We start from the raw sequence: 856 nt of genomic DNA, 5'->3' as shown, positions 1-856 counted from the left end.
CAGGCTTCCGCTCTGGTCATAGCTGTAGGCAGCAGCAGAGCCGGTCAGGTTCTTTACCCCCAGCGTGCTGCTGCCCCCGTCGCTGAGGCTGCTCAGCCGGTTGCCTTCATAGCTGTATGTGACCGTAATATTCAAAGCTATACTTCAAACCGTTTCCACTAGCTAATTAGACAGCTTTTCTACCACTAAATATCCATTAATTCATAAAGGAAATTACTTGTTAAAGAGTGGTGGCGATCATTAACCGCCAGAATTACAAAATATACAGATTTGTTCCTTTTAAGAAATAGTAAGTTTACAGGAACAGGTTCTCCTCTAAAGTCTTCGTTAGTTCCTGACTGAGCAAGAATGTCGACATCTGCGTCCTTATCAATCTTTAATGAAAAGCTAATAAATTTCAATGAATAACATATAACACTATCGTTTTTAATTACCCTTTCAATGTTATTACCTCGCATACTTAGGCTAATATCAGAGACAAGATTCAATCTATCCAATTTATACTTTAATATATAACTCTGTTGGCTAATATCAGAATATAGAACATCACTTGACGCTTTGGAATCAAGCATCTTTTCCTTAACTATTTGTTCCAGCGAAATATTTTTCAATAAAGGAAATTTATATACTACAACACTGTATGTTCCTTTATATAAAAAATTGGAAACGTCTGAACTAACTTTACTCCTATATGTAAAAGGAGAGTTAAATTCACTTCGATATTTTTCATCAAACAGATTTAGGTACTCCTGGGGAATACTACGGGAGACACCCTTGCTTTGTGAAAACGTCTTAAAAAATCCATATATGACTTTTACAGAATACCCCCCCGCTATCAATATTACGATTATAACTA

General features: G+C 36.2%; 1 protein-coding gene. It reads right to left on the bottom strand.

Annotation, left to right across the window (positions count from 1 at the left end):
• Positions 1–185: 185 nt before the first annotated feature.
• On the bottom strand, positions 186–856 hold a 671-nt coding region (locus tag DDR33_RS26835), incomplete at its 5' end, for a hypothetical protein (RefSeq protein WP_238387947.1).

The organism is Pararcticibacter amylolyticus (genome assembly GCF_003130405.1).
Lineage (GTDB): Bacteria > Bacteroidota > Bacteroidia > Sphingobacteriales > Sphingobacteriaceae > Arcticibacter > Arcticibacter amylolyticus.
Note: the sequence above shows the minus strand (reverse complement) of the source record. Positions and strands in the feature narration are given on the sequence as shown.